At 61.0% G+C, this 25,372-nt stretch carries 22 protein-coding genes and 1 tRNA gene; 16 read left to right on the forward strand and 7 right to left on the reverse strand.

Annotated features, from left to right (window positions below):
• Positions 1-15: 15 nt before the first annotated feature.
• A complete protein-coding gene (locus tag AB6B39_RS03875; protein ID WP_284373416.1) occupies positions 16-1,389 on the reverse strand; it encodes a DUF1254 domain-containing protein in 1,374 nt (457 codons plus the stop codon).
• A 160-nt stretch (positions 1,390-1,549) separates the two neighbouring features.
• On the opposite strand from AB6B39_RS03875, the gene AB6B39_RS03880 reads away from it, so the two are divergent.
• Positions 1,550-2,845, forward strand: a complete 1,296-nt coding sequence (locus AB6B39_RS03880) for a Y-family DNA polymerase (protein ID WP_284373414.1) — start codon at positions 1,550-1,552, stop codon at positions 2,843-2,845.
• Positions 2,842-3,111 carry a hypothetical protein gene (locus AB6B39_RS03885; RefSeq protein WP_284373412.1) on the forward strand — a complete coding sequence of 90 codons (270 nt, stop codon included), beginning with the start codon at positions 2,842-2,844 and terminating at the stop codon, positions 3,109-3,111. The genes AB6B39_RS03880 and AB6B39_RS03885 overlap by 4 nt, the downstream gene beginning before the upstream one ends.
• Positions 3,112-3,739: 628 nt before the next feature.
• Here the strand turns inward: AB6B39_RS03885 and AB6B39_RS03890 are convergent.
• Complete coding sequence (locus AB6B39_RS03890; RefSeq protein ID WP_284373411.1) at positions 3,740-4,366, reverse strand: ribonuclease D; 627 nt, start codon at positions 4,364-4,366, stop codon at positions 3,740-3,742.
• 85 nt (positions 4,367-4,451) lie between these two features.
• Here AB6B39_RS03890 and AB6B39_RS03895 point away from each other — a divergent pair, with 85 nt between their 5' ends.
• A complete protein-coding gene (locus AB6B39_RS03895; RefSeq protein WP_284373409.1) occupies positions 4,452-5,507 on the forward strand; it encodes a bifunctional transcriptional activator/DNA repair enzyme AdaA in 1,056 nt (351 codons plus the stop codon).
• Positions 5,508-5,509: 2 nt separating this feature from the next.
• Here the strand turns inward: AB6B39_RS03895 and AB6B39_RS03900 are convergent, their stop codons facing one another.
• The gene (locus AB6B39_RS03900; RefSeq protein WP_284373408.1) at positions 5,510-6,205 is read right to left on the reverse strand and encodes a CDGSH iron-sulfur domain-containing protein; all 696 of its coding nucleotides are present in this window, start codon (positions 6,203-6,205) and stop codon (positions 5,510-5,512) included.
• Positions 6,202-7,560 (reverse strand): ferritin-like domain-containing protein, encoded by a 1,359-nt coding sequence (locus tag AB6B39_RS03905; RefSeq protein WP_284373407.1) that lies wholly within the window; start codon positions 7,558-7,560, stop codon positions 6,202-6,204. The genes AB6B39_RS03900 and AB6B39_RS03905 overlap by 4 nt, the downstream gene beginning before the upstream one ends.
• A 126-nt stretch (positions 7,561-7,686) precedes the next feature.
• Between AB6B39_RS03905 and AB6B39_RS03910 the strand changes: the two genes are divergently transcribed.
• Positions 7,687-9,162 (forward strand): MATE family efflux transporter, encoded by a 1,476-nt coding sequence (locus AB6B39_RS03910; protein WP_284373406.1) that lies wholly within the window; start codon positions 7,687-7,689, stop codon positions 9,160-9,162.
• 56 nt (positions 9,163-9,218) lie between these two features.
• Positions 9,219-9,304, forward strand: a tRNA-Leu gene (locus AB6B39_RS03915).
• Between the two features lie 34 nt (positions 9,305-9,338).
• Here AB6B39_RS03915 and AB6B39_RS03920 read toward each other — a convergent pair.
• Positions 9,339-10,346, reverse strand: a complete 1,008-nt coding sequence (locus tag AB6B39_RS03920; protein ID WP_284373405.1) for an SDR family oxidoreductase — start codon at positions 10,344-10,346, stop codon at positions 9,339-9,341.
• 121 nt (positions 10,347-10,467) lie between these two features.
• Positions 10,468-10,863, reverse strand: a complete 396-nt coding sequence (locus AB6B39_RS03925; protein ID WP_371398692.1) for a thiol-disulfide oxidoreductase DCC family protein — start codon at positions 10,861-10,863, stop codon at positions 10,468-10,470.
• 207 nt (positions 10,864-11,070) lie between these two features.
• Here AB6B39_RS03925 and AB6B39_RS03930 point away from each other — a divergent pair, with 207 nt between their 5' ends.
• The 4 genes from AB6B39_RS03930 to AB6B39_RS03945 all read left to right on the forward strand — a co-directional run bounded on the left by AB6B39_RS03930 (position 11,071) and on the right by AB6B39_RS03945 (position 16,249).
• Positions 11,071-13,647 (forward strand): DUF305 domain-containing protein, encoded by a 2,577-nt coding sequence (locus tag AB6B39_RS03930; protein WP_284373403.1) that lies wholly within the window; start codon positions 11,071-11,073, stop codon positions 13,645-13,647.
• Positions 13,648-13,744: 97 nt separating this feature from the next.
• Positions 13,745-14,512, forward strand: coding sequence for an ABC transporter substrate-binding protein (locus AB6B39_RS03935; protein ID WP_284373402.1), 768 nt, complete (start codon positions 13,745-13,747; stop codon positions 14,510-14,512).
• Positions 14,509-15,495, forward strand: a complete 987-nt coding sequence (locus AB6B39_RS03940) for a FecCD family ABC transporter permease (RefSeq protein WP_284373401.1) — start codon at positions 14,509-14,511, stop codon at positions 15,493-15,495. Before AB6B39_RS03935 ends, AB6B39_RS03940 begins: the two co-directional genes overlap by 4 nt.
• Entirely contained in the window at positions 15,488-16,249 is a 762-nt protein-coding gene (locus tag AB6B39_RS03945) for an ABC transporter ATP-binding protein (protein WP_371398693.1), read from the forward strand. The genes AB6B39_RS03940 and AB6B39_RS03945 overlap by 8 nt, the downstream gene beginning before the upstream one ends.
• A gap of 6 nt (positions 16,250-16,255) precedes the next feature.
• On the opposite strand, the gene hemA is transcribed toward AB6B39_RS03945, so the two are convergent.
• Entirely contained in the window at positions 16,256-17,485 is a 1,230-nt protein-coding gene (hemA, locus tag AB6B39_RS03950) for a 5-aminolevulinate synthase (RefSeq protein ID WP_284373399.1), read from the reverse strand.
• Between the two features lie 145 nt (positions 17,486-17,630).
• Here hemA and AB6B39_RS03955 point away from each other — a divergent pair, with 145 nt between their 5' ends.
• The 7 genes from AB6B39_RS03955 (at position 17,631) to ccoG (ending at position 25,369) form a co-directional block, all read left to right on the forward strand.
• Positions 17,631-18,566 carry a hypothetical protein gene (locus tag AB6B39_RS03955; RefSeq protein WP_284373398.1) on the forward strand — a complete coding sequence of 312 codons (936 nt, stop codon included), beginning with the start codon at positions 17,631-17,633 and terminating at the stop codon, positions 18,564-18,566.
• A gap of 27 nt (positions 18,567-18,593) precedes the next feature.
• On the forward strand, positions 18,594-19,952 hold the full coding sequence (gene hemN / locus AB6B39_RS03960; protein ID WP_284373397.1) for an oxygen-independent coproporphyrinogen III oxidase: 1,359 nt from the start codon (positions 18,594-18,596) through the stop codon (positions 19,950-19,952).
• Between the two features lie 190 nt (positions 19,953-20,142).
• Positions 20,143-21,846 (forward strand): cytochrome-c oxidase, cbb3-type subunit I, encoded by a 1,704-nt coding sequence (gene ccoN / locus AB6B39_RS03965; protein WP_284373396.1) that lies wholly within the window; start codon positions 20,143-20,145, stop codon positions 21,844-21,846.
• 5 nt (positions 21,847-21,851) lie between these two features.
• Positions 21,852-22,589, forward strand: a complete 738-nt coding sequence (ccoO, locus tag AB6B39_RS03970) for a cytochrome-c oxidase, cbb3-type subunit II (RefSeq protein ID WP_284373395.1) — start codon at positions 21,852-21,854, stop codon at positions 22,587-22,589.
• Positions 22,586-22,777 (forward strand): cbb3-type cytochrome c oxidase subunit 3, encoded by a 192-nt coding sequence (locus AB6B39_RS03975; RefSeq protein ID WP_284373394.1) that lies wholly within the window; start codon positions 22,586-22,588, stop codon positions 22,775-22,777. Before ccoO ends, AB6B39_RS03975 begins: the two co-directional genes overlap by 4 nt.
• Positions 22,767-23,861, forward strand: coding sequence for a cytochrome-c oxidase, cbb3-type subunit III (gene ccoP, locus AB6B39_RS03980; protein ID WP_284373393.1), 1,095 nt, complete (start codon positions 22,767-22,769; stop codon positions 23,859-23,861). The genes AB6B39_RS03975 and ccoP overlap by 11 nt, the downstream gene beginning before the upstream one ends.
• Positions 23,862-23,872: 11 nt before the next feature.
• The gene (gene ccoG, locus AB6B39_RS03985; RefSeq protein WP_284373391.1) at positions 23,873-25,369 is read left to right on the forward strand and encodes a cytochrome c oxidase accessory protein CcoG; all 1,497 of its coding nucleotides are present in this window, start codon (positions 23,873-23,875) and stop codon (positions 25,367-25,369) included.
• Positions 25,370-25,372: the final 3 nt, after the last annotated feature.

Below are 25,372 nucleotides of genomic sequence, written 5' to 3' on the forward strand. Positions count from 1 at the left end.
AATCGACATGGCGCGTCAAGGGGTGGCACTGGCCGGACTGCGGATCAGATCCGGCGGCGTCCAGTCGCCGGACAGGATCGGGGCCTGCGGGAGATAGGTCCGGAAGATCAGCGCGAAATCTCCGTCCGGTGTCGGCAGCCAGTTGGCGTCACTGGCAGGCCGATCCGGGCTGAGCTGCAAGGGCAGCTGTCCGTCATCATCCAGAACAAGGCCCGGCGTGGCGCTGTTCACCGCATGACGGTTGATCGGATTGTCGATGAAGAAGCGCCGCCCATCGGCCTCGACCGCATAGACGCTGAGCGACCAGAAGCCATCGACGGGAATCGCGTCGGGTTGCAGGGTCATGACATAATCATTCATCCCGCTCAGGCGGCGGCCCTGCGCGTCCGTGTTCGACGAAAAATAGGACGCATCCTCCACCTGCATTGCGCCGAAACCGATCAGGCTGACGGCGGCCCGCGTCGCGTCATCCGTGTCGTAGCGGCTCAGATTGTCTGGTGCCGGACGCCATCCGCTGGCCTCCGAGCGGGCCAGCAGCGCTGCCTCCAGCGCGTCCGGCATGCGGTCGAAGGCCGCGCGCCATTTCAGCTGCGTCGCCGGGCCGAGCGTGTCCCACACATCCCTTTGGCCCGGGCGCAGGCCAATGTCGGAGAAGGCGGCGGCCCGCTGCGTATGCACATGATCGGGGGATCGTCCCAGCAGGGTGTTGACGAGGTCGAGCGCGTTCCGCGCGCTGGCGTCCGGATCGGGTGTCACGGGGAAGGGGGACAAGGGCGCAGGGTCGACCGGTTTGACCCCAATACGGGACTGAACCGCGCGGGCATCTTCCAGATCGCCCGGCCCGGCGACGAAAACGCGGGCCAGCAGCCAGGCATCCGCGCCGGGCGCGCGGATCGGCGTGATGCCGGGCGGCGTATCGCCCGTCCAGTCCGGTCCGACGATCCAGTACCGACCCGTCATGTCAGTGGTCTTCTCAGCGTCCCCATCAGCCTTCCGGCCCGTACCGACCGTGGCGATCACGTCGGAGAAAATATCCATCAGCATGACCGACACATAGCGCTCGCCCGCCTCCGGCACGATCAGTTTGACCGGCCCGCCCGACAGGTCGAGTACGGCGGACCCATAGATCGTGTCTGCGTTGGGAGCGGTCACGCTGCGGGAGCGATGATCGGCCAGATCGCGCAGATAAGCCATCTCGTTCAGCCCGACCCCGGCGGCCCTATTGCGTTGCATGACCCGGTCCATATTCAGCGCATATTGATAGGGACCGTAGGCATAGAGGGCGGCTGCGCGAAACCGGTCGCGGTCCGTCCCGCCAGCACAGGCCGTCATGCATAGCGCACAGACAAACACGACCCATCCGCGTATCTGGTTGTTCAATCCCTGCATCGGCGTCCCCTCATCAAGTCATCTTATCAACATGCGGAGTCAGAATCCGCTTTTATTCTGTTCACTTTATGTTCTAAGACACGTCGCGCATCAGCGCAGGCCGCATCACCGGAATTGGGCCCGGCGATGGTCAAGGCAGGACGATCAAGGACGACACTCCGTGCGCAAGCCCGAAACGATTGAACATCTCTATCTGGATTTCGACAGCTTCTTTGCGAGCTGCGAACAGCAGCGCCGCCCGGAACTGCGCGGGCGACCCGTCGGTATTACGCCTAGCTCCGATGCAGACGGAATGGGGGCGGGCGGCGTCATTGCGGCGTCGCGCGAAGCGAAGAAGGCCGGCATGCGTAGCGTGCTGAGCCAGCGCGATGCGCTGGAAATCTGCCCGGATATGATCTTCGTGGCGCAGGACCCGTGGTTTTATCGCAAGATGCATCACAATGCGCAGGCCGCGATCAAGCAGGTCCTGCCGATCCACAAGGTCATGTCCATCGACGAACTGTCCTGCCGTCTCGGGCCGGATCATATTCGCGATCCGCTCGGTACGGCGGCGCGGATCAAGACGGCTCTGGCCGAAGGGATCGGGGCGAGCGTGACGGCCTCGATCGGTTTTGGTCCGAATGCTCATATCGCCAAGATCGCCTGCAAGGAGGACAAGCCTGATGGCGCGACTGTCTGGCGGCCCGAGGACCTGCCCGGTGCGATGACGCATATTCCGCTTGGTGGCCTGCCCGGGATCGGCTCCGGCATGCTGACCCGCCTGGAGATCGCAGGCATTCACGACATGAATGATCTGCTGGCGACCTCGCCGAAACAATTGCGCCGGATCTGGGGCAATGTGGCCGGGGAACGCTTCTGGCAGGCCATGCAGGGTTACGAAGTCATCACATCGAAAACCCAGCGGTCCATGATCGGCCATGGCCGTGTCCTGCCGGCGGCATGGCGCGGTCTGGACGAACCTTATGGCTGCGCGCGTATGCTGCTGACCAAGGCGGCGCGGCGCCTGCGCCGGGAACGCTTCCGGGCCAACAGCCTCTATGTCAGCCTGAAGATCCGGCGCCGACCGGGTGATCGGGATCCGATGCGCTGGGCCGACACGATCGACCTGCACGGCGCCCATGACGACCGGACCTGCCTCAAGGCGCTGGACGGGATCTGGCAGCGGCTGGCGCAACGCACAGCTAAACTGCCCTTCGTCAATATCGCCCATATCATGGTCAGCTTTTCCGGGCTCGAATCGGATGAGGGGCGGCAGCTGGACCTGCTGGTTGCGCAAGACCCGGACCGGGAACGGTGGGAGCAGGTGACTCGGATCATCGATCAGGTCAATCTGGCGGCCAACAAGTCCCTCCTGACGCTGGGTCCGTGGACGCCGCCACCCGGCGGAAACGCGGGCGGCAAGATCGCCTTTACCCGCGTGCCGGAGGCCGAAGACTTCTGGGAGGATGCGCGATGAGCTGGAAGACGCGCCTGCAACTGTCCGATCTCGGTCCGCCCGAACGGATCGAAATGATCTGCAATGGCTGCGGCCACGTGACCAAGATCCATCCGGGCGATCCGATCATTGCGCGCTATGGCCAACTCTATCTCGACGAACTGGAACGCCGCGCCCGGTGTCGCCGCTCCGCGCTCAAAGGCCAGGCGGGGGGCTGCGACGCCACCATGGAGCTTCTGCTCTGCAGCAATGAGGAGACCCACGCCTTCCAGGCCGGGATTGCGTAACCGCTGCGATGGTTGGACAGTGTGAGACGAGGGTCGGCCTGAGCGGACAGGATGGGACAAACCAATCCCCGCTTGTAGCGTCAAAGACGGGCGTTGTTTCAACGCCTTGTCTCAAATTGCACCAATCCGGTCCCAGCCTGCCATTTTTCGTGCTTTCTTAGCCTCACCCGCTTCGGACACGAGAGAGTGTATGGCTCTTGGTATGAGCGGGGGTTTGGCAGGCTGGGTCGTGCGCGAGTTCATACGGCGCGCACCGCTCCATCCGGCAAAGCGATCGATGATGAGGCTGAAGCGAGATACGAGTGGGATAATGGCAGGCTTTACACCCCTGCTTCCATGCGCCCTTCAGTCAAGAGCGGGCCGGTGGGCCGGGGCCGAAAGTCCCGCACCCGTCTATCCCCGTCCGTGGTGAGCCTATTGCAGGCCCGCGGAATCACGGCGCTTCGGGTCCGGGTGTGTCTGTCAGGCGTGCGGACCTTGTCTGCTGTAAATGGTTTTGTTTCCTACTCCCCATCAGCGGGGAAGGTCCGCGCTCGTGTCGTTCACGCGAGAGATACGGATAATGGCCGCGGCCCAGATGCCCGGTGGGACGTGGGCGCGTGAGTCAGCAGTGATGGACGGGAGCGGCCTAGTCGCGGCGCATGCGATGGCTGAAAATATCGATTTCGTCCCAGCCCATCAGGTCGAGGCGGCAGCGTGTGTTGAGGAAATCGAAGCAGCTCTGCGCGACATCCAATCGACCTTCGCGCACCAGCCGGGCCGTCAGGATTGTCCGCAGCTGGTGCAGATAGAGCACGTCGGACGCCGCATAATCGAGTTGCGCCTGTGTCAGCTCGTCAGCAGCCCAGTCGCTGCTCTGCTGCTGCTTGGACAGATCGACTCCCAGCAATTCGCGCGTCAGATCCTTCAGACCATGCCGGTCCGTATAGGTGCGAACCAGGCCCGAGGCGATCTTGGTGCAGAAGATATTGTGCGTGTCGACGCCCAGATCACGCTGCATGATGGCGACGTCGAAGCGACCGAAATGAAAGATCTTGGTGATGTCTTCATTCTGCAGCAGCGCGATCAGATTGGGCGCGTCATAGGCGTCGCGGTCCATCTGAACGATATGGGCATTTCCATCGCCTGCCGAGAGTTGAACGAGGCAGAGCTTGTCACGAATAAGGGACAGGCCTTGCGTTTCCGTGTCGATGGCGACGGCGCGGCCAAAATCGATATCGTCGGGCAGGTCGTGTTTGTGCAGATAGGTCGTCATCCACGCGGCCTAAAGGCTCGGGCGTCTGACAACAATGCCCGATTTTCGGCGGCATGCAGATTTCGCACATGCTAGGACTGCGATCATGCAAGCTCTGACCGACCGCCAGCTCTATGATGCCTTCCTGTCGCGGACGCCGCTGCCGGCCCCGCTGGCCGACGCGATGATTGGGGTGAAGACGACCGGCATTTTCTGCCGCCCAGGATGTCCGGCGCGCGCGCCGAAGTTCGAGAATTGCGAATTTTTCGCCCGTCCGGATGCGGCGCTCCGCGCTGGTTATCGCGCTTGCAAACGCTGTCATCCCATGGGGGATGAGGCAATGCTGATGCGGCGGATCATCGAACTGGTCGAAGCCCAGGAAGAGGGCGGCGTGACGGAGGCGGCCTTGCGTCAGGCCGGGATCGATCCCAGCACGGCGCGCCGTCAGTTCAAGGGCCGGCTGGGAATGAGTGTGGCGGACTATGCCCGGTTGCGCCGCCTGGGGCGCGCAGCACAGGCGATCGCCCGGGGCGAGAGCGTAATCGAGGCGCAGCTGGATGCCGGGTTCGAGAGCGCGTCCGGCTTCCGGGCGGCCTTTGCGAAAACCTTTGGATCGGCACCGACGAAAGGGCAGGCGGATCCGCTGTTCGTCGACTGGCTCGACACGCCGCCAGAGCGGGGCGGAGGGCGTATGATCGTCGTCACGGATGCGCGAGCGCTCTACCTCATCGAATTTACGGACCGGGTGAAACTGCCGCGTCAGTTCGAACGGCTGCGCCGCATTCACGGTCGACCGATCGTGCCGGGGCGCACGGATATGACGGACAGGGTCGCGCAGCAAATGGCGGACTATTTCGCGGGTCGGCGCACGGAATTTTCCGTTCCCATCGAAACCGCCGGAACGGATTTCCAATCCGGCGTCTGGGCCGCCTTACAGACCATTCCATACGGTGAAACGTGGAGCTATGCCGATCTGGCAGCGCGCATCGGTAATGACAAGGCGGTCCGGGCCGTGGCGTCTGCCAATGGGGCCAATGGTCTGGCGATCGTCATTCCCTGTCACCGCGTCATCGGCTCTGACGGCGGACTGGGCGGCTATGCCGGCGGGCTCGACCGGAAAGAGAAGCTGCTCGCACTGGAGCGGGCCCACAGGCCGGGCTGACCCTAGTCTGTCTTGAAGCCGACCCGCGCGTGGGAGCCGTCACAGAAGGGTTTGTTCTGCGACGCGCCGCAACGGCAGAGGCGGCAGGTCTGGGTGCGTTCGATCCCGCGCCCGGTTCCAGCCAGAATTTCCACCGGACCCGATACCATGAGGGGTCCGTCCATTTGCGGATTGATCCGCAGGGGGCCGCCGCGTTCTTCCATCATGGTCATGTCGCGAGTCTCCGGTTCGCCGGATGCGATGAACGGGTCCTGATCATCCTTGTCGCCCTTGTGGCTGCCGTCACAATAAGGTTTTTTCGCGCTCAGCCCGCAGCGGCACAGCACTCGCCGCGTCCCGTCGGCCTTGCCGTCCAGAATGATTTCGGCATGAACAGCATAGGGTCCGTTCTCATAGATGCGCGCCGTATTGACCTGCGGCGGATGTTCGTCGAGCCCGTCATCCTTGCGCACGATCTGAATCGCGCCGGACGGGCATTGCTTGGCAATATGCAGTAGGTGATCCGGGTCCGACCTGTCGGGGTAGAGCCAGTCGCCCTCGACATTGGCCACGAACGTATCCGGTGCCCCCGTGACGCAGTAGCGTGCATGGATGCAGCGCTTGCCGTCGAAATAGAGCGTGACGTCCTTGCCCTCGACGCGCTCGGCGTCGTCACTGACGATGGCGTCCATATCGGTCTTTCGGGTCGTTTGGTTCATGCGTCACACTCCGTGTCGGGATCGGAACAGATGATGTCAACATGGCGCGAAAAGGTCGCGGCGACCCCTTCCAGCATGTCGAGCGAACGGTCGACTTTGGGATGAAGCCCGCGCAGATTGGGACCTTCATCAGTCAATTCGGTGAAGCGGCAATTCAGGACCTGCCACTCTGTTCCGATGGGCAGGGGGCTCATCCCGCGGACCATTGCGAAGGTCATGCCCGCATTGCAGTCCGCGCCGTCATGACAGGGATAGGTCGTCAACGCTTCGGCCGCCGGTGTCATCGCGTACATCAGATCAGTGGCGGCATTGATCAGCACCTGTTTTTCGTAAGCTTCACCCGGCCGGCCAAAAGCCTGACTGAGCAGGCGCAATTGCTGGATATAGAGCGCATTGGCATAGTCGAGCACGCGGGCGCCGATATCATGCGTGATCCAGACCTTGCCATCAGGTGTGGGTGGTCTGCGCATAACGGGATTGTTGGCCACGGGGCGGGCAGGGACGAAATCCGGATCCGCTTCCAGAAGTTCTTGCCACTCCATGCGGATTTTGCAGAACCGGTCGAAATGGCTGTTGTCCGAATGGGCGTCGGCCCCTTCGCCCTGTTCCTTGATCGTGTTCACCGCCTCGCGGGCGTGATCCAGATGACAGATTGTCATCAGCCCCGGCAGTGGGCTGATCTCCGGTCCGATCTGCCGACTCCGGTCACCGACGAAAAGGTGGCCTTCGCCATAGCGCACCTGCAATGATTCAAAACTGCGGATGATCGTGTCATAAAGCTCGCCGACCGTTTCGTAATCATAGGTGACCGGCATGAGCTTCGTCTGCTGCAGGGGGCCGCGCTGATAATCCCGGGCCTTGCCGAAGCTTTCACCATCGGGTTCGTTACTGTCGAGCGGGCGTTCCAGAAAGATGAAATGCTGCAGCGTGTCCTGCGTGAACGGGGCAAGGCGGACGCACATGGCAGCAGGCAAGGGACCGGGCGCGATCGGAAAATTGAGACGGTTGAAATGTGCCGGACCGCCGATTGCGACGGACAGGTTGGCGACAATGGCCAGATGCCCCATTTCCTCGACCGCAACCCGGATGATCGACCGTCGCCAGCGTCGGACCGCCGCGCGCTGCGTATCTGTCAGACCGTCAGCCTCGTCCGTCTTCAGGCTGAACGCCGCGTAAAGATAGGTACACATCAGCGTGTGTTCGACTTCGGCAGCTTCGCCCAGCATGCCGATCAGCTGTTCGCGCGAGGTGATGTGGTCGGACCCCATCAAAGGCGTCCGTTCGATAATGTCGACGGTTTCTCTGCTTGCCTCTCCAGTTGCCTTTCTGGTCGCCTCTGGGGCCATCTCATCCATTGCGGGTCCTTGGTCCAATCTGATGCCAGCTTCGCTTATAGCACGGCCAGCCCGATTGCGGCATTTTAAAAATGTGATCGCAAGGAAAGCGCTTCCCTGCCGGGACCTTTCCGGGCATGGCGAAGCGTGACTTCCCCCACGCATAGTGAACCCGGCCATCCGGCCCCGGATGCGACTCTGGATTCAGCCCTGGATCCGGCATCGGTCCCTGCGGTGGGCGTCAAACCGTCCGGTGCCAAGATCGACCTGACCCAAGGATCGATCCAGGGGCACATTTTGCGCATGCTCGGCCCGTTCTCGCTCGCCGTTATCGCTCTGATCAGCACGGGTCTGGTCGATAGCTTCTTCCTCGGCAATCTGGGCGGGGAGACGAATCCGCAAGCCGGGACGATCGCGCTGGCCGCACTGGGCATCGCCTTTCCGCTCACTTTCATCGGCAATAGCGCAAATATCGGGCTGGGGGCCGGAACGATGAGTGCGATCAGTCGCGCGCTCGGCGAAGGCGAGGTCGAGAGGGCGCGTCGTCACGGTGCGGCGGCGATCCTGTTCGCGCTGGTCGTCATGGCGGGTCTGGTCACGCTGATGATCCTGACCATGCCGAGTGTGACCCGGCTGATGGGCGCGAGCGGCGAAGTCCGGAGCCAGGCCCTGTCCTATCTGGCCATCTCTTTGCCCGGGCTGGTCATCGTGTCGATTGCGTCCATGTGCAACAATACGCTGCGTGCCCACGGCGAAGCGTTGCTGCCGTCTTCGATCATGATCCTGGGGGCCATTCTCAATATGGTGATCGATCCGTTCCTCATTTTCGGTCTGGGCCCGTTTCCGCGCATGGAAGTGGCAGGGGCAGCGCTTGCGACCGTCATCGGCAATACGGTTGCCGCCATTTACGGGCTCTATCTGGTCCGGTTCGTACGCCGGGCGATCGATTTCAAAGGCATCCGTCTGGCGACCTTACGGCATGCCTGGGCCACGATCGCCTCTGTCGGTGTTCCGGCCATGGGCACCAATATCATCGTTCCAGTTGGGACGTTCTTTGCCACGGTCGCCGTGACGCGCATGACGTCGGAAGTCGGTCTGGCGGCATTCAGCCTGGCCTCACGCCTAGAGCTGCTCAGCGTCGGCCTGCTTTATGCCTTGTCCGCCTGTATCGGGTCCGTGACCGGGCAGAATGGCGGGGCCGGACGGACAGACCGGGTCGAGGAGGCGTTCCGCGTGTCCTACCGCATCTGCATCATCTGGAGTACATTGATGGCGGTCGTGCTCGCCCTGATCGCCAAGCCGATGCTCGGTCTCTTCTCCAACGACCCGGCCCTGATCGAAATGGCCGTGCCGTATTTCTATATCGTGCCGATCACTATTTTCGCTTATGGCTTTGTGTTCGTGACCGCGGCGGGCTTCAATGCACTGGGCCGTCCGAAATACGGCTTCATCTTCACCTTCATCCGGTCACTCATTCTCTATGCGCCCCTGGTTGCCCTCGGCGCCTGGCAGGGTGGGCTGTTCGGGGCCTTTATCGGGATCGCCGTATCCAATTTCCTGTCAGGCCTAATCGCGCGCTACTGGGCGCTCAACCGCGCCCCGATGACCGCCCGCAAAAGCTGATCCACAGCGTTGACGCGCCGCATATCCGTGTCATATGCGCCCCGCGCTACGACCGTGCGGGTGTGGTGGAATTGGTAGACACGCCAGATTTAGGTTCTGGTGCTCATTGAGCGTGGAGGTTCAAGTCCTCTCACCCGCACCATCACCCTATATCACCGGTCTGAATGTGTGCGCCTTCAATCCAGGACGGATTTGACGGCCGGTCCGTAGGGTGAGTCCTCGAGCATGGCGCGTTGCACTTGAGCTGAAACGGTGTTGATCGCCTCTTGCGGGCGGGCGACCGGATGCAGCGCGATCCGAAGCGGTCTGGACCCTGCGGGCTGTGCGATGGTTTTCGCAATGGCTCGTGGAATATCCATGGGATCGGTGTTTCCGCCGCCATTATTTTGGGTGCCCATGCCTGCGGTCATGCGCGGGTAAGCCTGCAACACATCGTCGCTCAGGCGGGATTTGAGGGCCTTTGAGGGGTCCACCTGTTTGGCCCAGATCTCCGTCGGATAGCCGCCAGGCTGAATGATGGTGACCTCGATGCCGTGTGAGGCGACTTCATAAGCCAGTTGTTCGCTCAGGGCTTCAAGCGCGAATTTGGTCGGCGAATACTGCCCGATGCCGGGTATAATCACGCGTCCCAGCTGTGACGTCACATTGAAAATCAGGCCGTGTCCCTGTGTGCGCATGGCTGGCAGGGCTGCCCGGATCATGCGTTGTGCACCATAGACATTCGTATCGAAGAGCAGATGGGTCGCGATCATGTCTTGCGCCTCGATCGGTCCGGACAGAGCCATGCCCGCATTGTTGATCAGAACATCCAGCGTACCGCCTGTTGCGTCGAGAGCCGCTGCGACGCCAGCCGTAACCTGATGCTGTTTGGTAATGTCGATTTCGAGAACGCTGATGTCGAGGTTTTCGCGGGCGGCGAGCGTTTCCAGCTCCGTCGCTTCGGGTCTGGGCAGGTTGCGCATGGTGGCGAAGACCTTGGCGCCAAGTCGGGCATAATGCTCCGCGCCAAGGCGTCCGAAACCGGAAGAGCACCCCGTTATCAGGATCGAAACACCGCTCAGATCAATCGGCTCTAGCGCAGGGCTGTCGTCGGTTTTGGCCGCACTGGCGACTGCATAGCTTGCGGCGAGCACACCCGCACCGAGCATGAGGTGGCGGCGATTCATTCCGGCAGTGTGTAGCATGGCATGTCTCCGGGGGTGTGCGTGATTGGGGTAACATTGACCGCTGGCCGTCTCAGATCAAGGTGAGCCAGGTTCGTCTGTCGAAAACGTGAAGCCGTCCCTGTTTCGCAGGGCCGGCATCTTAGCGTGACCGACGGCGGCGATGCCAGCTCTGCCATTTCAGGAACAGGCGATAGGCAATGAGTGTGAGCTGTCGAATGCCGTGGACTTCGAACAGGAAAGCGACGTGACGAAAACCCGGCAGGACCTGCCAGATTCTGGCAAAGGCCTCTACGCCAATATGCCACTCCGTATCCGTGCCGTGGTCGTCCTTCGGTGCAGCGATGTCACGCACGTGAAACCGCCCCAACAGGTCAGCGCGTGTTTTCTGTGCCGGTAGCGCTTCGTCCCGCAGCGTCTCAATATCCGTCCATCGCACACGATGGTCCTGATCCATTCGCGAATAGAACCGGACTTCCCAGCGACAGACAGGGCAATCCCCGTCATAAAAGACTTCAATGTCGTGCAAGGCCGTCACCGTGATGAAATAGTGACGAACGCGCGATAGCGTAAGCCTTCAAGTCCAAACGGCGCACATTTCACGCGCCTGTCATTGAAACGCATCTCTTGGACGCTTTCCTTTTCCGAAAACGATCTTGCTAACCGGGGGGCAGCTCTCCTATCGGATGACGGGGCTCAGCCATGCTGGGCCGCATACCGGAATAGCGAGACAGGACGGGCGATCATGACGACATTCAAGAGCGGGCATATCTCGAAATTACTGACATCGACGGCGGTCTCGGTCTTCGCCCTGTCGACGATCGGCGCTGCGGCTTTGGCCCAGGACGTCGTAATCGTTCAGCCCGGCGCGCCGGGCCAGCCCTCCAAAGCCCTGAATGCGGACGAAGCGGCGACGATTGCCGATACGCGTTATTCCCGTGACGATGTCCGTTTCATGCAGGACATGATCCCGCATCATCAGCAAGCCGTCGAGATGGCGGCGCTGGTGGGTGCGCGCACAAATACTGACGACATTGTCGACATTGCGGGTCGGATCGATGCGTCCCAGGCCGACGAGATCGAATTCATGCGGGACTGGCTGGCAGAACGCGGCGAGGCTGCGCCTCATGGTGCTCATCACCATGATACGCATATGTCGCATGACATGATGGGCATGGCGAGCCCGCAACAGATGGCCGCACTCGGTGCCGCCGAGGGCGTTGCGTTCGACGCCATGTTCCTGACGCTCATGATCCGTCACCATGAAGGGGCGATCGATATGGTCGATACGCTGCTGGACCAGCCAGGGTCCGCCTATGACCCGGTCCTGTTCGAATTCGTCAATGATATCGTCAATGACCAGTCTGCGGAAATCAAACGGATGAACGAGCTGCTGGAAGGACTGTCCAGCGATCCGCGCGCTGCGCTGAACCCGGGGTTCCGGGATGCCGGAGAAGCCATTTCCAACCTGACCAAGCTGGCCTCTTTGCCGAAACCCGCGGGGTTTTTCGATCCGGCCAATCCGTCCGGACTGCCGCCGATCAAGCCGAAGGATAAGGCGGACGATAAAGACGAGATGTCGGAGGATGCTGCGTCCGACATGACAATGACGGATCATGCAGATCACCAGGGCGACGACATGATGAAGCCTCCCGTTGCGGCGGCTGAATCGGATGCAGAGACGGAGGCGACGGTCGACCGCGACGACGCGCAATCGAATGACAAGAACGAATGGGGCGAACGCTCACCGCTACTGAGTTTCTCCAATACCGACATGGCCTTTTCCGGCAACAGGCTGGTGGTCGGCAATTATCATGGTTTCAACATTTATACGCTGAATGAGGCGGGACCGCCGGAGCTGATCAGTTCGGTCGTCTGTCCGGGCGGGCAGGGCGATGTGTCGATCGTGGGCGATCTGTTGATCATGTCGGTCGAGCAGACACGGGGTCGCGTCGACTGCGGCCGACAAGGCGTTTCGGAGGATGTCAGTGCGGAGCGCTTCCGCGGGTTGCGGATTTTCGACATTTCCAACCCGGTCCTGCCCCGGCAGGTCGGACAGGTTCAGACCTGTCGCGGCTCGCACACCCATTCCGTCGTCTCGGGTCCCGACAGTGACGGCAAGATCATCGTCTATAATTCCGGCACCGCCTCGATCCGGGACGGTGAGGAGCTGGCCGGTTGCGTCGGGTCTGTGCCGGGCGACAACCGCACGGCTCTGTTTCGGATCGATGTGATCGAGATCCCGGTCGACAATCCCGCGAATGCACGGATTGTCGATAGTCCGACCGTCTTCGCCGACGCGGAATCTGGCCAGATTGCCGGGCTGTGGCAGGGCGGCGATCACGGCGAGGATACGCAGCGCAGCAGCCGGACCGACCATTGTCACGATATCACCGTCTTTCCCGAAGCGCAGATCGCGGCTGGGGCCTGTTCCGGCAATGGCGTGATTTTCGACATTTCCGATCCCTACAAGCCGACCCGCATCGATGCGGTCGCGGACAAGAAATTTGCCTACTGGCATTCCGCGACCTTCAATAATGACGGCACCAAAGTGCTGTTCACGGATGAATGGGGCGGCGGTAGCCGTCCACGCTGCCGTCCGTCCGATCCGACGGATTGGGGCGCCAATGCGATCTACGACATCGTCGATGGCAAGCTGGAGTTCCGCAGCTATTACAAGATCCCGGCCCCGCAGAGCGAACAGGAAAACTGTGTCGCGCATAATGGCTCCGTCGTGCCGGTTCCGGGCCGCGACATCTTCGTCCAGGCCTGGTATCAGGGTGGCCTGTCAGTCATCGATTTCACCGATAGTGCCAACCCGACCGAGATCGCCTATTTCGACCGCGGGCCGCTGCATGAGGAGCGACTGGTTCTGGGCGGCTACTGGTCGACCTACTGGTATGACGGGAAGATCTACGGCACGGAAATCGTACGTGGGCTGGACGTGTTCGAACTGGCACCGAGCGACCATATGAGCGCAAACGAAATTGCCGCGGCCGGGATCGCCGATCAGGGCGCTTTGTTCAATCCGCAGCAGCAATTCCCGGTTACCTGGCCCTCAGATCATCCGGCTGTTGCCCTATCCTATCTGGATCAGCTCGACCGCGATGGCGGGCTGAGCTTCGAGCGCTCAGCCGCATTGCGCCAAGCTGTGGCCAATGGAACACGCGCTTTGGAGTCAGGGCGGTCGGATGCGGGCTTGGCCGCTCAGCTCAGCGCTCTGGCGGCCCGTCTGGACCTGTCGGCGGCGGATCCTGCGGCGGCAAACAGGCTGCAAGGCTTGCAGGACACGCTGATGGCCATGGCGGCGCGTCTGGGTTGATCCGACGATGGGCGTCAGCGATGCCATCATTAGGTCGCTGACGGTCAGCTTCGTTCTAACCCTTTGCGCCTGCTCGGCGGACAGGACGGACGTCTCTGTGAATACGGCAACCGCGCAGCGGATCGTCAGTCTCGATTTCTGTGCGGATCAGTATGTACTGAAGCTGGTGAACCCGGACCGTATTCTGGCACTCTCGCCGGATGCGACCAAAGCCTTTTCCTATATGCGCGATGCGGCGCAAGGCGTGCCGACTGTGCGACCCGTGGCGGAAGACACATTGGTGTTGCAACCCGACCTGATCGTGCGATCCTATGGCGGGGGCCCGAATGCGACGCGCCTGTTCGAACGTGCCGGTGTACCCGTCGTGCAGATCGGCTGGGCAGGTGATCTGGCCGACATCCGTCGGATCACTGGCGAGGTCGGAGCGGCATTGGGGGCGAGTGAGGAAGCTGCCGCTGTCATTCAGGACATAGACCTGCGGCTGGCTGCGCTACAATCGCCGGACAATGCGGCGCGGCTGCTTTATATAACGCCGTCTGGCACGACAACAGGGCCGGGCTCGCTGATCGACGCATTGATCACGCGTGCAGGTCTGACGAATTTCGAAACCACACCCGGCTGGCGTAGCCTGCCACTGGAGCGGATGGTGGATGTACAGCCCGATCTGTTTGCCGCCGCCTTTTTCGACGACCCCGGTCGCAGTCTCGATGCGTGGGGCGTGATGCGCCACCCGGTGGCAGAGGCTGCACTGCAGGGGCGCCCGCGGATCGACTTCGACAGTGCTTGGGTGTCCTGCGGCGGATGGTTTGCGGTGGACGCGCTTGAAGCGCTGAATGCGGCCGCACAGGCCAGGCTGCAGCCATGAGGTCGCTACTCGATCTCGGCCTGATCAGTCTCTCCGTGCTCGCGGTGCTGGCGGCCTGTCTGCTGGGCTCGACGCCGATGGCTCCGGGCCGTGTGCTGGTGGCGCTGTTCGGCGGCGGCGTGCCGGGCGATCAGACGATTATCTGGTCGATCCGTATGCCGCGAGCCCTGACGGCCTGGCTCGTGGGCGCGGCTCTGGGTGCGAGCGGTGCGGCTTTGCAGGGTCTGCTGCGAAACCCGCTGGCCGAACCGGGCGTGCTGGGGGTGTCGGCGACGTCGGCGTTGCTGGCGACGGTGACGCTCTATTACGGGCTGACGCCCTACGGCGCGTGGGTGCTGCCTCTTGCAGCGGTCATAGGCGCATTGATCGCGACGACGCTGATCGCCGTGCTGGCCATCCGGACCCAGTCCGTCGTGACACTCATTCTGGTCGGTGTCGCCTTGTCGGCTTTTGCCGGCGCGTTGATGGCGCTGATGCTCAACCTTGCGCCGAACCCTTTTACGCTGGCTGATATGGTCAACTGGACGCTCGGTTCGGTTGCCAATCGCAGTATCGAAGACATTGTACGGGTCCTGCCATTTCTGATCGCCGGACTCGCCATATTGTGGCTCAGCCGTCGCGGCCTGTCGGCGCTGACGCTGGGCGAAGAAGCGGCGGCCGGTATCGGGCTCGATCTGAAGCGGCAGCGTATCGCCGTCGTGGTCGGGGCCGGGCTTGCCACGGGGGCGGCTGTCTCTCTGGCGGGTGCGATCGGTTTTGTCGGGATCGTAGCGCCGCATCTGGTCAGGCCCTGGGTTGATAGCGATCCGGCCCGCACGGTGCTGCCCTCGGCCTTGCTGGGCGGGGTGATGCTGGTCATAGCCGACATTGGCGTACGGTTGATCCCGACCGGATCGGAACTGAAACTGGGCGTCGTTGCTGCACTGATCGGCGCGCCGATCTTCGCATGGATCGCCGCACAGGCAAGGCCGGGTCGTGGCTGAGCTGTCCGTTAGTCGGCTCAGTGTCGTGGCGGGCGGCGCTCAGGTTGTGAGCCATATCTCGCTGCAGCTGAGCCGTGGGGAATTCGTCGTTTTGCTGGGCCCGAACGGTGCAGGGAAATCCATGACCCTGCGTGCGATGCTCGGGCTGGTCCCATCAACAGGATCCGTGACCCTGGACGGAGCGTCAGTGCCGGACATGGCCCCGTCAGAGCGAGCCCGACACATTGCTTATCTGCCGCAATCGACGGCCTTGGCCTGGCCCGCCCGGACACGCGACGTCGTTTCGCTGGGCCAATTCTCGCATGGTGCGGCGGTGGGACGTCTGGGCCGGGATGATGCGCACGCGGTCGATATGGCGCTGAGCGAGTGCGCGCTTGAAGCATTCTCGGATCGACGCGTTGACAGCCTGTCAGGCGGTGAAATGGCGCGCGTGCATTGCGCCCGGGCTTTCGCCGCCCGGACAACGTTTTTGCTGGCCGATGAGCCCGTTGCAGCCCTCGATCCGGCGCAGGCCTTCAGGATCATGGATCTGCTGCAGAAGAAGGCGCGGCGGGGCCTCGGCGTTCTCGTCGTGCTGCACGATATAGCGCTGGCTGCCCGCTATGCCGACCGGATGATTCTGATGAAAGCCGGAGAACTGGTCGCAGACGGGCCGACAGAATCGGTTCTGACGGGAGAGTCCGTATCCGCTCTTTACGGGGTGACGGCGCATGTTGCGGGACGGCAGGTGGCGCTTAACGGTCTGCCCGATTGATGATGTCTAGGCCGCGACCGAGACGCGTGGCAGGTCGAACGTCTTCCAGGACTCGTTCAGCGCGTCCATCAGTTCATCCATCATGACCTCCGTGTGGAACGGGCTTGGCGTAAAACGAAGCCGCTCCGTACCTTTGGGCACTGTCGGGTAGTTGATCGGTTGAACGTACAGGCCACGCTCTTCGATCAGAAAGTCCGAAACGGCCTTGCAGCGCACCGGATCCCCAATCAGTAAGGGCACGATATGGGTCGGACCGTCGATGAAGGGCAGGCCGGCAGACCTGAAGCGGGCTTTCAGGGCCTCGGCGCGTTCCTGATGGGCGATGCGGACATCGTCTTTCTGTTTCAGGTAACGCACGGATCGTAGCGCGCCCGCCGCTGTTGACGGTGGAATGGAGGTCGTAAAGATAAATCCTGATGCCAAGCTGCGCACAGCATCGGTGATGACGGCGTCTGCAGCAATATAGCCGCCGATCATGCCATAGGCTTTGGCCAATGTACCCTGAATGATGTCGATCCGGTTCATAAGCCCCAATGCCCCGCACAGACCGGAGCCGCCAGGACCGTACATGCCGACGGCATGGACTTCGTCGCAATAGGTCAACGCATTGTAAGTGTCCGCGAGATCGCAGATCGCATTGATCGGTGCCACATCGGCGTCCATGGAATAGACGCTCTCAAAGGCAATCAGCTTCGGCGCATTGGGGTCGCTTGCTGCCAGAAGTTCGCGTAAATGAGCCACATCATTGTGCCGGAAAATGCGTTTCTCGCAACGTGCCCCGCGAACCCCGGCAATCATGGAGGCGTGGTTGAGCGCATCCGAATAGATGATCAGGCCCGGCAGGATCTGGCTCATCACGCTTAGTGTCGCCTCGTTGGAGACATAACCCGATGTGAACAGCAAGGCGCTGTCCTTGTCATGCAGGCTGGCCAGTTCGCGTTCCAGCTGAACGTGATAATGAGTCGTGCCGGAAATGTTGCGTGTCCCGCCTGAGCCCGTTCCGGTTGCGTCGACAGCCGATTTGACGGCTTCGATGACGCATGCGTTCTGTCCTTGGCCTAGATAGTCGTTGGAACACCAGACAACGATATCGTGCTGCGTGGTCCCGTCCGGATACCAGATTGCTTCCGGGAAGGCCCCGCGTTTGCGGCGAATATCCTGAAAGATGCGGTAGCGGCCCTCATCGCGAACATTGTCCACTGCGCTCTGGAACGTCTTTCGATATTTGCGTGTCATGATCGGTCCCCAGCCCCCGTCCCAGCTCTCATGGCGGTTTGTCCTAGCGTGGGGCTTAACGCTTTGCTCACCCTGAAATGTGACCCGTGTCACCCAGTCGGCCCGCAATCTGGTGCAGTAAACTGCGCAAAACCGGGAGACTGCCATGACGATCCTCACCCGCTGGTCCGATGAAGAACGCGCGCAATATGGCGCTGAGATCCAGACCTTTCCGCACCGCTTGGGTGCGTCAGGCCTGTTCACAGATGATGCCCTGGCGGCGCTGCTCGATCGTCACCCGAAACATCTGATCGATGTCTGCACGATGACGGATGATCCAGACTTTCCGGACCGTCACTGCACGGTCGACCCGGCAGGCGCGACAGGTGCGGAAATGGTTGAGATCGCCAAATCCGGCGCCATCTGGATCAATATCCGCGAAGCCATGAATACGGATCCCGCCTATCGCCCGCTGATGGATGCGGCCTATGCAGAGCTGAAGGCCAACACCGGACAGACGGCGCGCAAACGCAATCGCCGCGGAGGTATTCTGATTTCCTCGCCTGCGGCCAAGGTGCCGTACCATTGCGACCCGACGCAAACGCTGCTCTGGCATGTGCGTGGTCGCAAGCGGGTCTTCGTCTATCCGACGACGGAAGCGTTCCTGCCGGACGAAGCCTATGAAGCGATCGTGCTGGGCGAGCGCGATCAGGATGTGCCCTACCGCTCATCCTATGATGCATCGGCGCAAATCTTTGATCTGCCAGACGACACGCTGGTCTGCTGGCCGCACACCTCGCCGCACCGGGTCGTTAATCAGGGCTTTTGTGTCTCGATGGTGATGGAATGCACGACCCATGACAGCGCAGTGCGCAACGGGGCGATGTATTTCAACGGACTGTTGCGGCGGCATTTCAAGGCGCAACCGCAGTGGTCGGGTAGTGGATCGTTCGAGCGTCTGCTCAAGGCCTATGCGGGTCACGCGCTCCGCAAGCTGGGGGCTCACCGGGCTCATATCCGCGAAGACTATGTCCGCTTCCGGCTCGATCCGGGACAGCCCTCCATGCTGTCGCCGGTCCCGGCCTATATCCGCAATTTCTAGGACAAACCTGCATTCAAGGCTGCTGCCATGACGACCTATCCGGCCGAACTGATCCTGAACTATTCAGCCCCTGTTCCGCGCTACACAAGCTACCCGACCGCGCCCAACTTCACCGAGGCGGTGAATGGGGAGGTCGTTGCGGGCTGGTTGCGTGCCATCCCGGAAACGGATGCGGTCTCGCTCTATATCCACATTCCGTTTTGCGATCGGCTCTGCTGGTTCTGTGGTTGTCATACGAAACATGTGCAGCGTTATGAGCCGGTGCGACGCTATCTGGACCTGCTCTATCGTGAGATCGAACAGGTTGCGGCGCGCATTGGGAGGCGCCAACCTGTTGCCCGCCTGCATCTGGGTGGTGGCTCTCCCAGCCTGCTGAAGGCTCACGACCTGGCATGTCTGCGCGCCCAGCTGGACGCGGCGTTCATTCTGGACGCGGACACGGAAATCAGTCTGGAATTCGATCCGACCGATATGACGGTCGAAGATGTTGAAAGCTTCTGTGCCTTTGGCGTCACGCGAGCGAGCTTGGGCGTTCAGGACTTCGATGCGCGCGTTCAGGCAGCCATCAACCGCCCGCAAAGTTATGAAAAGACCCGCGACATCATCACGGCTCTGCGCCATGGCGGGGTCGCGTCGGTCAATATCGATGCGCTTTATGGTCTGCCTTATCAGACGGATGATACGGTCCGCAGAACCCTGACGCAGGTTGTCGAGCTTGATCCGGACCGGGTCGCCCTGTTCGGCTATGCGCATGTGCCATGGATGAAAACGCATCAGCGCCTGATCGAGGACAGCGCCTTGCCGGACACGCTGAACCGCTTCCGGCAATCGCGCATTGCGGCGTCGATCCTGAAACGCAACGCCTATCAGACGATCGGCATCGATCACTTTGCCAAAGCCGATGACGCGCTGTCGGTTGCTGCGCGCAAGGGAACGTTGCGTCGTAATTTTCAGGGCTATACGGTCGACGAATGCGATACGCTGATCGGGCTGGGAGCATCGTCGATCAGTCAGTTTGCGCAAGGCTATGCGCAAAATGTGAAAAGCGTTCAGGCCTATCAGCGCGCCCTTGAGGCTGACAGCCTGCCGATCGAACGCGGCATCATCATGTCCGATTCCGATCGGGTCACGGCAGCCGCGATCGAGCAGCTCATGTGCGACTTCCGGCTGGATTCTGCCTCTTTACGAACGCGGTTCGGCGAACGGGCAGACGGAGTTCTGGCAAAGGCAGCGCTGATCGCCCACCGTGACGAAGACGGATTGTTCAAGGCCGATGCATCCGGCTTTCATGTGACGCAACTGGGTCGTCCGTTCGTGCGCACCATCGCGTCCCGATTCGATGATTATCTGCTTTCGCGGTCCGGACGATACTCCGTCGCAGTTTGAGGGACAGTCAGAGGCGACAAGCGCGCCGATTTCTCCCCGATCTGTCACGCCTGTGACCACAATCACATTCCCCGCCATCCGCTTCGCCAAAGGGAGGGCTGACGGGGAAGGGGTCGGTGCAAACCGGACGGCCTGACAGCGTCGCCTTATTCATGACGGGCCTGATCAGTCCGACACTTGCGAGATGACCATGAGCACAGTTGCCAACCCGCACGTCAAACCGGATAATTCTCTGCTGGCCATGCTGTTCGTGCTGGTGCCCTGCGCAATCTGGGCAGTTTTCGCCGCGGCGGGCCCGGGCTTCGGGACCATGGCCGGGCTGCCGATGAAAGCACATGGGGCGATGATGTTCTTTGCACTTCTCGGTGCGATTATCGTCATTTTCGGGCGCGTCGGGACAGGATCGCCGACGATCGATCATGCACGCTATGCCGACAAGATCATCAAATATGGTGTGATCGCCACGACCTTCTGGGGAATTGCCGGAATGCTGGTCGGCGTGATCATTGCGGCGCAGCTGACCTGGCCGGAAATCTTCTATTTCGAACAGCTTGGTTGGACCAATTTCGGTCGCCTTCGTCCGCTGCATACATCGGCCGTGATTTTCGCCTTCGGCGGGAACGCCCTGATCGCGACCAGCTTCTATGTCGTGCAGCGCACGTCGCGGACGCGTCTGGCCGGCGGCTATTGGCCCTGGTTTGTCTTCTGGGGCTACCAGCTATTCATCGTGCTGGCCGCGACCGGCTATCTGATGGGGATTACGGACGGCAAGGAATATGCCGAGCCGGAATGGTATGTCGATATCTGGCTGACCATCGTCTGGGTCGTTTATCTGCTGGTGTTCCTCTGCACGCTGGCCAAGCGCAAGGAGCCCCACATCTATGTGGCCAACTGGTTCTATCTGGCCTTCATCGTCACTGTCGCGATCCTGCATCTGGTCAATAATCTGGCCCTGCCCGTCGATCTGTTCAGCGCGAAATCCTACGGGGTCTATGCAGGTGTCCAAGATGCGATGACGCAGTGGTGGTATGGCCATAATGCGGTGGGCTTCTTCCTGACTGCGGGCTTCCTGGCCATCATGTATTACTTCATCCCGAAGCGGGCGAACCGTCCGATCTGGAGCTATAAGCTCTCCATCGTCCACTTCTGGGCCGTGATCTTCATCTATATCTGGGCCGGTCCGCACCACCTCCACTATACGGCTCTGCCGCAATGGACGCAGACCCTCGGCATGGTGTTCTCGATTATGCTCTGGATGCCCAGCTGGGGCGGTATGATCAACGGGCTGATGACGCTGCAGGGCGCATGGGACAAGCTGCGGTCCGATCCGGTGCTGCGCATGCTGGTCGTCTCTGTCGCCTTTTACGGCATGGCCACTTTCGAAGGCCCCCTCCTGTCGGTGCGCTACGTCAACGCGCTGTCTCACTATACGGACTGGACCATTGGGCACGTCCATTCCGGCGCGCTGGGCTGGAACGGGTTCGTCACCTTCGGTGCGCTCTATTGTCTGGTGCCGTGGCTGTGGAAGAAGAAAGACCTCTACTCCACGCGTCTGGTCGAATGGCACTTCTGGGTCGCGACCCTGGGAATCCTTCTTTACATCACGTCCATGTGGGTGGCGGGCATCATGCAAGGCCTGATGTGGCGCGCCTATACCGAGCTTGGCTTCCTGGAATACAGCTTCATTGAGACGGTCTCCGCCATGCATGTGTCCTATGCGGTTCGGACGCTGGGCGGTCTGCTCTTCCTGACCGGAACGCTGATCATGGCCTATAATATCCGCATGACAATCCTGGGGCGGGGCAACGCAAAGTCTCTGCTCGACGATGATCCAGCCAGGAAGCCCGTTATGCCGAGTGCGTCCGTTTCACCCACGCTCGCGCCGGCGGAGTAAGTTCGATGTTCTACAAACTGCACAAATATCTCGAGAAGAAATCCTTCCCGCTTCTGCTCGGCATTATCGGCGTCGTCTCCGTGGGTGGCCTGGTGGAGATCGCCCCGCTTTTCTACATCGACTCGACGATCGAAGAGGTGGAAGGCATGCGGCCCTATACACCGCTTGAGCTGGCCGGACGCAGCATCTATGTTCGTGAAGGCTGCTACCTCTGCCACTCGCAAATGGTCCGCCCTTTGCGCGACGAGGTGGAACGCTATGGCCATTACAGCCTGGCCGCCGAGTCCATGTATGACAGGCCGTTCCAGTGGGGATCGAAACGAACGGGACCGGACCTGGCGCGGGTCGGCGGCAAATATTCCGATGAATGGCATAATCTCCATATGCAGGATCCGCGTGCGGTCGTGCCGGAATCAATCATGCCGCCTTACAGGTTCCTGGCGGAATCCGAGCTGCAGTTTGACGATATCGACAAGCACCTGGCTGCCAACAAGGCGCTCGGTGTTCCCTATACGGATGAAATGGTGGCGCTGGCCCAATCGGACCTGCAGACGCAGCTGGACGATATGGCGGATGATTATGACGGCTTTGTCGCCCGCTATCCCAACGCACTGATCCGCGATTTCGACGGTAATCCCGACAAGATCACGGAGATGGATGCCATCATCGCCTATCTGCAGATGCTCGGGACGCTGGTGGATTTCTCCGAATATGAAGCCGATCTCGACGAGAACCTCCGATGAGCTACGATCAGATTGCCCATGTCATCAAGATCGGGGGGACGATCGCCTTTACGACCGTGTTCGTGCTCGCCATCCTTTATGCGCTGTGGCCGAAAAACCGCGAAAAATTCGACCGCGCGGCACAGCTGCCCCTGCAAGCCGAAGACAGACCCGAGCTGAGTGACGGGGAGGTATACAATGAGCGATAACAAGAAAGCGCCGCCTGATAATGAGGTGAAGCCTGTCGTGCAACGCGGGGTCGATCCCAATCTGGAGCCGACCTTGCCCAATGATGCACATGGCGCTCATGCGCCGCGCTTTGACAAGCCGACGGGACAATATACGACGGGCCATAGCTGGGACGGTATCGAAGAGCTGAACACACCAATGCCGCGTTGGTGGCTGGGGATCTTCTACGCCACAATCGTTTTCGGCGTCGGTTACGCGGCCCTGATGCCGTCCATCCCGCTTCTCAACAGCTATTTCACCGGATTCCTCGGCTATTCAGACCGCGTCGAAGTCGCTGAGGAAATTGTGGAGATGCGCACTGAGCGCGCTTTGTTTGCCGACCGTCTGACGGACGCCGATCTGGACGACATCACCGCAGACCCAGACCTGTTCCGTTTCGCCATGGCTGCCGGGCGTTCCGCTTTTGGGGATAATTGCGCGACCTGCCACGGAACGGGCGGGCAGGGGTTCAAAGGTTATCCCAACCTGAATGACGATGTCTGGCTGTGGGGCGGAACTTTCGAGGACATTCACCATACGCTGGAAGTCGGTATCCGCTCGGGACATTTCGACACGCGCTTCAACATCATGCAGGCGTTTGGCGAAGACGGTTTGCTGACCCGTGCCGAGATCAACGACCTGACGGATTATCTGATGAGCTTTTCCGGCAGAAGCGAGAATGTCGAGGCCATCGCCAATGGCAGGACCCTGTTCGCGACCAATTGTGCATCCTGCCATGGGGATGACGCCAAAGGTGATCGCAGCCAGGGGGCGCCTGATCTGACCGATGCGGTCTGGCTTTATGGCGGTGAGCGGGCGGATATCGTGGAGTCCCTCTATTCCGGTCGCCAAGGCGTCATGCCGAATTGGAACGAACGGCTTGATCCCGAAATCATCACGGCGCTGGCGGTCTATGTTCATGCGCTGGGTGGCGGGGAGGCCTCAACGCCCGTCGCTGTTCCCGTACAGATGGACGCACCTACGCCCGATACGCCCTCAGCCGATAGCAGCACCGAAGACGAGAGTGTGACGGAGGACACAGGGCCCGAGCCTGAGACACCATAAGCGCCGGGGTCATGACGACCCTGATCGACAATCGGCAAGAGCCGGGCAAGCGGACGGAAGCTGCGCCCGGCGTCAAGCGTTCGCGCGCGCCCAATCCGACACCGTCGACCCCAGCAAGTCTCTACAAAAAGCGCGAGCCGATCTACCCGAAGCTCGCGCACGGCTTTTTCCGTAACCTTAAATGGGTTGCGTTGATCGTTCTGCTGGGCATTTACTATATCGTGCCCTGGATCCGGTGGGACCGTGGTCCGGGTCAACCGGATCAGGCCGTTCTGATCGATTTCGAGAATGCGCGCTTCTACTTCTTCTTCATCGAAATCTGGCCGCAGGAAGTCTATTACATTACGGGTCTTCTGATCCTCGCCGCGCTCGGCCTGTTTCTGGCAACGGCGCTGTTCGGGCGAGTCTGGTGCGGCTATGCCTGTCCGCAGACGATCTGGACGGATCTGTTCATCCATGTCGAACGTTTTTTCGAAGGCGATCGCAACGCCCGGATCAAGCTCGACAAGGCGCCTTGGTCCTTGTCGAAAATCTACAAGAAGACAGCGAAACACCTGATCTGGATTGTCATTGCTGCTGCGACAGGCGGCGCGTGGATTCTCTATTTCCATGATGCACCGACCCTGGCGCGCGACTTTTTCACCGGGCACGCACCCGCGACCAGCTATATTTTCGCCGCGATGCTGACCTTTACTACCTATTCGCTGGCCGGGTTTATGCGTGAACAGGTCTGTACCTATATGTGTCCCTGGCCACGCATTCAGGCAGCGATGATCGACGAAGAAGCGCTCAACGTCACCTATCGCTATGACCGGGGTGAACCGCGCGGTGCGCACAAGAAAGGCGCGACATGGGAAGGGCGGGGAGATTGCATCGATTGCCGTCAGTGCGTCGCTGTCTGCCCCGTCGGGATCGACATTCGCGACGGGCTGCAACTGGAATGTATCGGCTGCGCGCTCTGTATCGATGCCTGCAATGAGATCATGGTCAAGATCGACCGCCCGAAAGGGCTGATCGCCTATGATACAGATGACAATGTCGTTCGACGGATGAATGGGCAGAAGCCCCGTCTTCGACTGATCCGGTCGCGGACCGTCATCTACGCCGTCCTGTTTGCCGCCGTTGGACTGATCATGCTCAGCGCGCTGATCGGTCGGTCGACGCTGGATATGAACGTCCTGCGCGACCGGCAGCCGAACTTCGTGCTGATGTCAGATGGCAGTGTCCAGAATGGTTACACGATCAAAGTGCTGAACAAAGCGACGTTCGAACGCAGCCTTGTGCTCAGCGCCGAAGGCCTCCCGAGCCCGTCCATCCGCGTCGCCGGACAGACGGGACTGATCTTGAACGTGCCCGCCGATGAAGCGGTCGATTTTCGCGTAACGCTGGTCGAGGATGATCTGGACCTGATCGATACACGCTCGGAATTCGTTTTCCGCCTGTCCGATCCGGACGTCGGAGACGCGGCAAGCCGCAACGCCGTCTTTGTGGCAGGCGATTCCAATTAGGAG

Source organism: Algimonas porphyrae (genome assembly GCF_041429795.1).
Taxonomy (GTDB): domain Bacteria; phylum Pseudomonadota; class Alphaproteobacteria; order Caulobacterales; family Maricaulaceae; genus Litorimonas; species Litorimonas porphyrae.

Bases quoted from the DNA above. Each gene is read 5' to 3' on its own strand.
- ccoO (WP_284373395.1), top strand. From the start codon at position 21,852: ATGTTCTACAAACTGCACAAATATCTCGAGAAGAAATCCTTCCCGCTT.
- AB6B39_RS03975 (WP_284373394.1), top strand. From the start codon at position 22,586: ATGAGCTACGATCAGATTGCCCATGTCATCAAGATCGGGGGGACGATC.
- AB6B39_RS03890 (WP_284373411.1), bottom strand. From the start codon at position 4,366: ATGACGACCTATCTGCACAAACACGACCTGCCCGACGATATCGATTTT.
- AB6B39_RS03900 (WP_284373408.1), bottom strand. From the start codon at position 6,205: ATGAACCAAACGACCCGAAAGACCGATATGGACGCCATCGTCAGTGAC.
- hemA (WP_284373399.1), bottom strand. From the start codon at position 17,485: ATGACACGCAAATATCGAAAGACGTTCCAGAGCGCAGTGGACAATGTT.
- ccoN (WP_284373396.1), top strand. From the start codon at position 20,143: ATGAGCACAGTTGCCAACCCGCACGTCAAACCGGATAATTCTCTGCTG.
- AB6B39_RS03940 (WP_284373401.1), top strand. From the start codon at position 14,509: ATGAGGTCGCTACTCGATCTCGGCCTGATCAGTCTCTCCGTGCTCGCG.
- AB6B39_RS03885 (WP_284373412.1), top strand. From the start codon at position 2,842: ATGAGCTGGAAGACGCGCCTGCAACTGTCCGATCTCGGTCCGCCCGAA.
- hemN (WP_284373397.1), top strand. From the start codon at position 18,594: ATGACGACCTATCCGGCCGAACTGATCCTGAACTATTCAGCCCCTGTT.
- AB6B39_RS03895 (WP_284373409.1), top strand. From the start codon at position 4,452: ATGCAAGCTCTGACCGACCGCCAGCTCTATGATGCCTTCCTGTCGCGG.
- AB6B39_RS03905 (WP_284373407.1), bottom strand. From the start codon at position 7,560: ATGGATGAGATGGCCCCAGAGGCGACCAGAAAGGCAACTGGAGAGGCA.
- ccoP (WP_284373393.1), top strand. From the start codon at position 22,767: ATGAGCGATAACAAGAAAGCGCCGCCTGATAATGAGGTGAAGCCTGTC.
- AB6B39_RS03875 (WP_284373416.1), bottom strand. From the start codon at position 1,389: ATGCAGGGATTGAACAACCAGATACGCGGATGGGTCGTGTTTGTCTGT.
- AB6B39_RS03955 (WP_284373398.1), top strand. From the start codon at position 17,631: ATGACGATCCTCACCCGCTGGTCCGATGAAGAACGCGCGCAATATGGC.
- AB6B39_RS03930 (WP_284373403.1), top strand. From the start codon at position 11,071: ATGACGACATTCAAGAGCGGGCATATCTCGAAATTACTGACATCGACG.
- AB6B39_RS03920 (WP_284373405.1), bottom strand. From the start codon at position 10,346: ATGCTACACACTGCCGGAATGAATCGCCGCCACCTCATGCTCGGTGCG.
- ccoG (WP_284373391.1), top strand. From the start codon at position 23,873: ATGACGACCCTGATCGACAATCGGCAAGAGCCGGGCAAGCGGACGGAA.